An 8715-nucleotide genomic window follows, 5' to 3' on the forward strand; every position below is an offset into this window, starting at 1 on the left:
TACCCCATGGGCGCTGAGAAATGCCGCCCGTGTTGCTAATCGGGCCGTACCGGTTCTTTTTCTACGCCGGAGATCGGGAGGAACCGCCCCATATTCACGTGGAGCGGGACCAGCAAATTGCCAAATTTTGGCTCGCCCCAGTCCGGCTTCAACGCAGTGGCGGTTTCAGTAGCGCTGAATTGAATCGTATTCAACGGCTGATCGCGCAAAACCAGGAATTGATGATGAGAAGTTGGCATGAGTACTTTGATCGCTGAACTACGCCCGGTAACCGCCGAAAAGGTGCGGATAACCAATGAATCGCTCACAGTAGAGTTGACGGATGGGAGAATCCTCTCCGTGCCGCTGGCGTGGTTTCCGCGCTTGCAGCACGCCCGTGCCAAAGAACGAGCGAATTGGCGTTGGATTAGCAAAGGGGAAGGCATTCACTGGCCAGACTTGGACGAGGATATCAGCATGGAGAACCTGGTTTTGGGTCAAGCCTCCGGAGAAAGCCAAGCCTCGTTCAAACGGTGGCTGCAACAACGAAAGTGATCCGCCAAGGGACGCGGCAACCAATGGGGATACCGAGTCTGACGATTCAGGTTTTGCGTTCTTTAGCGGCTCATACCCTAATGCCAACATCGGTTTTAGGGTTGAAGCGCAGATTATGCGGAGGGGGATAGGGACAGGGAGCGCCCCGTGATTCGGCGAGCTGTCTCTCGTTGTCCCCCCCACATTTCCCTGCTCCTGCAGACCGATGGTTCAATTGGCCTTGGTCAACTTAACGAAGCGCAGATTCATTGCTTTCCAGGCATCCGCGTTTTTTGGACGCACGCTGACCACCTGTTCGCCGGTCTGCTTGATTTCCAACTGGCCAAGTGTAACTTCCTTGAATTGTTCCCAAGCCTCGGTCTTTTCCGGTTTGCCGCTGACCTGTTGGCCAGCAACGGCCACTACAAATTCCGCACCGCCGGTGGTGGTGGCGCAACTGGCGCTCACGGTGAATTTGCCGGACTGGGGAAATTGCACCTTCCAGGAAGCCCATTCATCGCCTTTATCCCAGAACCCAATGTTGGGCTTGCCGCCCTTGTTTTCCGTTTTGATCTGGCTCCCGTGCATTTCGGCGTCGTCAGCACCCAACATATAGGCGCCTTTGGCATCCGGACCGAGCGGCGCAACGGCCACCACAAACGGCACGTTCTTGAGTTCAGTTCCGGTAATTTTCAGGGCGGTGGTGAACTCGGAAATCTTTTGCGCTGGGAGCGTCACAACCAGTCCTTCCGCCGTCTGTTTCCATTCCACCTTGCCATCAAAACCGAGTAGGCTGACACTGGTAAGGTTATTGATATTTTCACCGGCCGGTTTGGCGAGCGAGCGCACCAGCAATTGCCCATCCTCAGGCCAGCCCAGGGCAATCGCGTAGAGCGTCGCTCCTTTGGTGGTGAAACGAATTTCGCGGGCGTTGTACTTGAAGTCTTCCTTGAAATTACCGCCTTTGACCCTAACCACGCTTTCGCCAAAGACCAGCCAGGGACGCGAGCCATAAATAGCCTCGCCGTGAATGGCGGTCCAAGCAGCTAATTGTTCCAGCATCTGCTCGACTTCTGGATCGAGCGAACCATCCGGGCGCTGCACAACATTCAGCAACAGGTTGCCGTTTTTACTGACGTTATCCACCAGCATGTGAATCACCCAACTCACCGGACGGAATTTCCAATTGCGGTTGTAATACCAGTCGCCAATGGAAGTGTCCGTCTGCCACGGATACGGGTCAATTTTCGGCATGATACCGCGCTCGAGATCCTCAATCCAGCGGCCCTCCGACTTCTGCTTGCAGTTGTAAATCGCTTCGCTCTTGCCGCCATGGCGAGCGGCATCCTGGTTGTAAAGATGGGCGATCATGCTGAGCCCGACCACGTGGTCCTTGCCGAACGCGACGCCACCGTCGCTGTAGAGCAGGTCGGGATGATAATTATCCACCAACTCCTTGATTTCGTTGTACCACTGCTGGTGCCAACGCGGATTTGTACTGTACCAACTTTTGTCGCCCGGTTCCGCCGGGAAATGATACAGCTCCTCGTATTTCGGATTCGCGCCATCGTACGGCACGCCAGCCTTGGGGCCGGTCTTGTCCGCCCGATGGCTGCTCTGAAACCAGGTGAAGCTGGCACCCAAATGTTCCGAGACGCCAAAACGCAGACCGAGTTTCTGGGCCGCTTTCTGCCAGTCGCCGACCACGTCGCGCTTCGGCCCCATGTTGACGGCGTTCCATGAATGCAGCTTGGAATTCCACAGGAAGAAATTATCGTGGTGCGTTCCCATGCTGACGAAGTACCTGGCCCCGGCCTTTTTGTACAGTGCCATCAGCCGATCCGGATCCCATTTCTCAGCCTTCCACAACGGGATGATGTCCTTGTAGCCAAATTCGGAAGGATGCCCGTAGTGCTCCAGATGATACTTGTAATGCTTGTTGCCCTCCTCGTACATGCCGCGCGCGTACCAATCGCCATCCATCGGCACGGCTTGTGGTCCCCAATGGGCCCAGATGCCGAACTTGGCGTCCCGAAACCACTCCGGGCAGGAGTAATTGATCAACGATTCCAGCGAGGGCTGGAACGGTCCCGGTGCCACCGGCAAATTAAGTTTTTCCTCCGCCGCAACGGTTGTTAATGCGCTAAGGGCGGCCACCACCACTCCGCTGAACATCCAAAGATTTCGTTTCATACGCTGGTATTTTTGTTTCACGTTATTTAATGGACGATGAACATGCCAAAAAAGTGGAATGATTCAAATAGCTATTCTTGACCACCTGATGTCAATTTTTGATTTCCGCAACCTGCCCATTTAGCCGGGATGCCGATGAATCCGCAATAGCCCCATCCACGAGATGAATGGTGCGCATGGCCCGGGCGGCGACGGCGGCGTCATGGGTGGCAATCAAAAGGGTGGCATTACGCTCGGCGCGCAACTGGCAAAGCAGTTCGATGATTTCCGCGCCCGTATGGGAATCCAGGTTGCCAGTCGGCTCATCCGCCAAGAGCAGGTCCGGCTCGTTCATCAAGGCCCGGGCGATGGCCACCCGCTGTTGCTCGCCACCGGAGAGCTGCCGGGGCCGGTGATTCATCCGCTCCGCCAGCCCAACCCGGGCCAGCCAGTCGCGAGCATTCTTTTCAGCCTTGGCAACGCTCATGCGGGCCAAGCGGGCCGCCAGGCAAACATTTTCCAGCGCATCCAAGTCGGGCAGCAGATGATACGCCTGAAACACGAGACCGATCCGGCGATTCCGGAAATCCGCCAAGGCGGCTCCCGGCAGGGAGTTCAGCAGGGTACCGTTGAATAAAATGGTACCCGTGGTGGGGAGATCCAGCCCGCCCAACAAATGCAGCAGCGTACTTTTTCCCGCACCGGAAGAACCGCGCACCGCCAAAAAGTCGCCACGCGACACCGTCAGGTTGACGCCGCACAGCACGGCCACACGCTTGCCGTCAATGTCGTAATCCTTGTGCAGGTCGCGGACTTCCAAGAGCGGCTGGGCAGGCGAAATATTGGCAGTAGCGGGCATGGAGAGAGAGGAATTATTCATAACGCAACGCCTCCACCGGATGCAGCGCCGCCGCGCGAAGCGCCGGCAACACACCCGCCAGCACACACAGAACCATGGCACTGCCGCAGATGGCCGCCACATCCCCTGGCATCGTGAGCGCGGGTAACTCCTGGAAGGTATAGATGGAGGCTGGGAACAGGTCGAACCCAGTGGCTTGGTTCATGAATCGCAGAAACTCATTGCGCCAGCTCAGCAGCGTCAAACCAAAACCCAACCCCGCCGAAACCCCAATCACGCCAACCATCACACTCTGACTGAGGAACACCCAGGCAATCTGGCGGTTGGTGCTGCCCAATGCCTTCAAAATGCCAATTTCCCGGGTTTTTTGAAACACAAACGCAATCTGCGTACCCATGATGCCGAACGCCGCCACGATCATCACCACAAACAGCACCACGAACATCGCGTTTTTCTCCACCGCCAGCGCGGTGAGAATACCCGAGTTTTCCTCAAACCAGGTGGTGATGCGGTAGTTCCGCCCCAAAATCGGCTGCAATTGCTGGCGCACCACATCCGCCTGAAATGGGTCGTTCAACATCACCAACACTCCATGAACCGAATTATCCAGATCATAAAGGTCCTGCGCGTTTTCCAGCGAAGTGGCGATGACCGAAACATTGTACTCGTAATGTCCCACATCGAAAATGCCGGTAATCGTATAATCATCGGGCAGCACCGCCTGCTGATTCTCCTTGCCCCGGCTCGCCTTCATCTTCTGCAAATTGCGCGGCGAATAAATGGCCAACCGATCCCCGACGTACAACCCGAGTTGGGACGCCAGTTCGCGGCCAATCACCACGCTGCGCCCTTCCAGATTGAACTTCCCGAACTTCACTGAGCGCGGCAGCACGGACACCGTGGCCTCGCTCACCGGGTCCACCCCGCGCACCCACGGCGCGGCCACCAGCGGGTTCCCCTTCCCCGGCTGGGTTTCCACCAACACTTGGCCCATCACAAACGGCGTCACCCCCTTGATGCGTGGATTCGCCGTCAGATTGGTCATGACCCGCCCATAATTCTTCATGGGGCCATCGGCTTGGAATACTTTCAAATGCGCGTTGAACCCGAGGATTTTATTGCGCAACTCAAGGTCGAAACCGCTCATCACGCTGATGACGACAATGAGCGTGCCCACGGCAAACATCACGCCAATCACAGCAATCAGCGTGATGACGGATACGTAGGTTCCTTTCGGGCGGAAATACCGCAGCGCCAGGAATAATTCATACGGCAGTTTCGACATCACCCAGAGAGTCCGGTTCCCCCCGCCAACTTGCAAGCTGAAATTCAGGCACAGAATAGTTTCCGCTTTAAGGGCCTCGCTATGTGAGAACTGCGAGGTGAGGTTGTTTCAGCAGGCAGGCTGTCTGCAGCCGCTTATATAAGGTTCATCCGGCGGCGCATGATCCACTCGGCCAATAGGATGAGAATGAAAATAAAGGCGAACCAGGGGCCGGCCTGCGCCAGACTGGCCTCGACGGAGATCTTTTTGCGACCAAAACCGGTGGAGACGCGCTTGACGAATTGATCCGTCTCGGTTTCGCGGTAGAACGCGCCGGAGCCCCGTTCGGTTAGTTTTTTGAGGAAGGCTTCATCCATATCCAGATGAGCGCCTTCATCCACCAACGGGGCGATGCGCAACACTTTCTCATAGGTTTCCAATACATTTTCGCCGCGCATGGCGGTGAGTTTGAAGAAGTAATTGCCGCGCTCTTTGAGCCGGACTTTGGCGGTCCAGGTGTTGACTTGGCCTTGAAGCGGTTCAACGGAGACCGGGGTACCAAAGGTTTTCGCCGTTAGGCTGGCGGTAAAACGAATCCCTTCGCTGGCCGTCTGACCGGCGACACGAATCTCGGGCGAAGCCTGTTCCCCGGGGCGATACGCATCTTTGTCCCACTTGACCGAGAAGAAGCGCCCGCCCTCTTCCTTGCCGGTGAGGTTACGCACCGCTTGCCGCCAGAACATGCCATGGGCGGCTTTTAACATTTCAGAACGCACCATCCACTTCCATAACGTATTGGAGGCCAGAGCCAGAATACGGCCTTTGCCAAAGTTTTGCATGGCCACCACCGGGACGGAGCGATTACCAAGGCGGGTTTCCAGCAGGACCGTTGCGCCAGGTTTCAGGTCGCCCAACTGGTGGAGGCTTTCAATCACGGCCCCTTCACGCACCACTGTTTCTTCGACGCTGCCCAGCATCGGATGCCCCATGGCGGATGGTGGCACCTTGATGGGATACATGCCGGTCAGCATGTCGGGCTCGTTATCGGCGACTTGCCAAGGGAAGAGCGCGGCCATCTCGGTCTTGGCGTAACCGCCCAAACCATACGACTTGTTCCCTCCCATGAAAATAACCACGCCGCCTTCTTCCACGTATTTAACCAGAGTTTTGATTTGCTCGGGCGTCCAATCTTCCGCAGGGAAAGAACCGAGCACGATGCAATCATAAAGCTGGAGCGTCTTGAGATTAGCGGGAAAGCCTGCCTCCAGATCTTCATCGCCGGGAAAACGCTCGCCTTGCAGGGTGAACTTCTCGCTCATGGTACGAAAGAGCGCAGTGAAGGCAATGCCGGGATCACGCGCCAGCTCGGAACGCAACATCTTGAAGTCCATGCCGAGTTCGCGGGAGAAATACAGCAGATGCAGCGATTTCTTTTGGGCTTCCACGGCAAAGTGCCGGACGTTGTTCAACTCGGTCACTTCACCGCGCACCGGCTGGACTTTGACGCGAAAATTACGCAGGCCAAGGTCGCGGTTAGTGGCATTAAACCGGGCGCGCGCCCGACGATTCTCCAAGTTCAGGTTCTTGGTATCCAAGACCCGCCAATTGCCATCCACTTGTTCCTCAAGGGTGACGGGCACACTCCGCAATTCACGCACAAATGTCTTCGAGGTCCCCATCCGCGCCTCAATGTCCACGTTCACCTCAAACTCGATGCCTTTCTCGACCGATGGCGGATGCGATACATCCACGATGGCAACGTCACTCCATGTTTCCGGCGGGGCGGATATTCCGATGGCAAACAATGGAATGGGAGGAAGCAGATTGCCTTCGACTTTTTCATCGCCGCCATCCGTCAACAGCACCGCGCCCAAATACGCATTGATATCCTTGCGCTCCGCCAGGGCAACCAGCACCCCGCCGATGTCGGTCCCGCGCGGGGCTGGTCCCTTGGTGCCATCCCCTGCCTTGACCGGTTCGGTGTTGAAATCCAGTTCGTCAATCTGGATATCCGAGGGGAAATCCTTTTTGAGTTTTTGAACCAGACTTCGGGCGCGAGTCAGCCGGGATAGTTTGCCGTCATCCACCACCTCCATGGAAGACGAGGCATCCACCAGGGCGAGAATTTTGCCGCGGGCATTCTCCTGCTTTTCAACCATCCAGACCGGCTCGAACAGCGCCGTCAGCAGCAGCAGGGTGAGCAGGATTTTGGGCAGCAGCAACCACCGCGCGCGACGCTCATCCACGCGGGTCAACATGCGACGATGGATGTACCAAAGCCACACCGCAACCGCCGCAATCAGCAAACCGCACCAGAGTGGACTCAGGTGCGGTCGCCATTGTAAGGTTGCGAACAAATGGCCTCCTATGCGCCCAGGGCCTTGACCGTGGCTTCCAGGCTGGCGACATCCGACACATTCAGCATCTGGGCGGTTTTATCAATGCGTTTCATGAAGCCACTGAGCGCGGCCCCCGGGCCGAACTCAATAAAACGCGTGTAACCCTGCGCCAACAAGCAACGCATGGATTCCTCCCACCGGACGGATGAAGTAACCTGCGCGACCAGCAATTCCGCAATCTGCGCCGGGGCGCCATGCGGCTGGGCGGTGACGTTGGAAATGACGGGGACGAGCGGGGCAACCAACCGAATGGCGGCCAATTCCGCTTGCAACTTGGGTTGGGCGCTTGCCATGAGCGGTGAATGATACGCGCCAGCCACGACCAGCGGCAACGCGCGCTTGGCGCCTTTGGCTTTGGCCAGTTCGCACGCCTTGGTGATATTGCCCGCTTCGCCGGAGATGACGAGTTGCCCCGGACAATTCAAGTTTGCGAGAGTAACCCCAGCCGCCTCGCACACCTCGCGCGTGGCCGCCACTTCCAGACCAATGATGGCCGCCATGCCGCCTTTGGTCACATCACAGGCTTCCTGCATGAAACGGCCACGCTGCCGGACCACGCGCAGCCCCTCCTCAAAACTCATGTCGCCCGCCGCCGTCAAGGCGGTGAACTCCCCCAGCGACAACCCGGCGGTGGCCTCAAAGGCCAGCGAAGGCACGCGCTCCTTGAGCAATTGGTACGCCACCCAACTGACCAGGAAGATCCCCGGTTGGGCATGTTCGGTCTTGGTCAGTTCCGCTTCCGGTCCGCTGAAGCAAATGGATGCCAGATCGTAGCCCACCGCGGTATTAGCGCGGTCAAACCATTGCTTGGCTGAAGGGAATGCTTCCGCCAAATCCTTGCCCATGCCCACCACCTGGGCACCTTGTCCTGCAAATAGTAATGCTGTTTTGTTCATACGTTGCGGTCAGTAAACCACAACCGCCAATCGAATGAGAATAAAAAAAACACGGGATTCAGCTTGAAAGCCGAAGTCGGAACAGGCGGTCCGCGAATGGGAAAAGGAACAACGTTTGCAGAAATATACACCAGCAGAAACAGATAACCGAAGCAGATCGGAACTTGGATTCGGGAGTTGGAATGGCAGGTCCAAAAGCAGTCCAAAATTTCACCGCCGGGGTGCGCTGGGCTATCGGACGCCTTTCCGGAGGTCCTGCCCCGTTCCCCTCATGACCACTCCGGCGAAATTCTGCCAATCCCGTTCGGGATTGGAACCCCAAACCCAGCAATCCTGAAAATCGTTGCGGCAAGGGGAGTGGCGGAACGTTTGGAAGGCCACTGCTGATTTTTACAGTGCCTTTCGGAACCTTTGGAAGGCCACTGCCGATTTTTACAGTGCCTTTCGGAACCTTTGGAAGGCCACTGCTGATTTTGACAGTGCCTTTCGGAACCTTTGGAAGGCCACTGCTGATTTTAACAGTGCCATTCGGAACCTTTGGAAAGCCACCTGGGATTTTCCTAGCAGCCTGTCGGACTTAACAATGCGGATTTTTTGCAGGTTTTTGAATAA

The 8715-nt window shown here is 56.7% G+C and carries 8 protein-coding genes; 2 read left to right on the plus strand and 6 right to left on the minus strand.

All coding sequences use genetic code 11. From position 1 onward, the window contains the following. Positions 1 to 20 precede the first annotated feature (20 nt). Both WCO56_05545 and WCO56_05550 read left to right on the plus strand, forming a co-directional pair. Positions 21 to 257, plus strand: a complete 237-nt coding sequence (locus WCO56_05545) for a DUF4160 domain-containing protein (GenBank protein ID MEI7729010.1) — start codon at positions 21 to 23, stop codon at positions 255 to 257. Continuing rightward, positions 238 to 534 carry a DUF2442 domain-containing protein gene (locus tag WCO56_05550; GenBank protein ID MEI7729011.1) on the plus strand — a complete coding sequence of 99 codons (297 nt, stop codon included), beginning with the start codon at positions 238 to 240 and terminating at the stop codon, positions 532 to 534. Before WCO56_05545 ends, WCO56_05550 begins: the two co-directional genes overlap by 20 nt. Positions 535 to 744: 210 nt before the next feature. Here the strand turns inward: WCO56_05550 and WCO56_05555 are convergent, their stop codons facing one another. The 6 genes from WCO56_05555 to WCO56_05580 form a co-directional block, all read right to left on the minus strand. Further along, positions 745 to 2706 carry an alpha-L-fucosidase gene (locus tag WCO56_05555; GenBank protein MEI7729012.1) on the minus strand — a complete coding sequence of 654 codons (1962 nt, stop codon included), beginning with the start codon at positions 2704 to 2706 and terminating at the stop codon, positions 745 to 747. Between the two features lie 91 nt (positions 2707 to 2797). Then, positions 2798 to 3565 (minus strand): ABC transporter ATP-binding protein, encoded by a 768-nt coding sequence (locus tag WCO56_05560; protein MEI7729013.1) that lies wholly within the window; start codon positions 3563 to 3565, stop codon positions 2798 to 2800. Beyond that, entirely contained in the window at positions 3558 to 4829 is a 1272-nt protein-coding gene (locus WCO56_05565) for an ABC transporter permease (GenBank protein ID MEI7729014.1), read from the minus strand. The genes WCO56_05560 and WCO56_05565 overlap by 8 nt, the downstream gene beginning before the upstream one ends. 134 nt (positions 4830 to 4963) lie before the next feature. Beyond that, a complete protein-coding gene (locus tag WCO56_05570) occupies positions 4964 to 7165 on the minus strand; it encodes a glutamine amidotransferase (protein ID MEI7729015.1) in 2202 nt (733 codons plus the stop codon). Positions 7166 to 7173: 8 nt separating this feature from the next. Then, positions 7174 to 8103, minus strand: coding sequence for an ACP S-malonyltransferase (fabD, locus tag WCO56_05575; GenBank protein ID MEI7729016.1), 930 nt, complete (start codon positions 8101 to 8103; stop codon positions 7174 to 7176). Positions 8104 to 8535: 432 nt separating this feature from the next. Then, the coding region (locus WCO56_05580) for a hypothetical protein (protein ID MEI7729017.1) at positions 8536 to 8715 on the minus strand (180 nt) is incomplete at its 5' end.

It is taken from the genome of Verrucomicrobiota bacterium (assembly GCA_037139415.1).
In the GTDB taxonomy this organism is placed as follows: Bacteria; Verrucomicrobiota; Verrucomicrobiia; order Limisphaerales; family Fontisphaeraceae; genus JBAXGN01.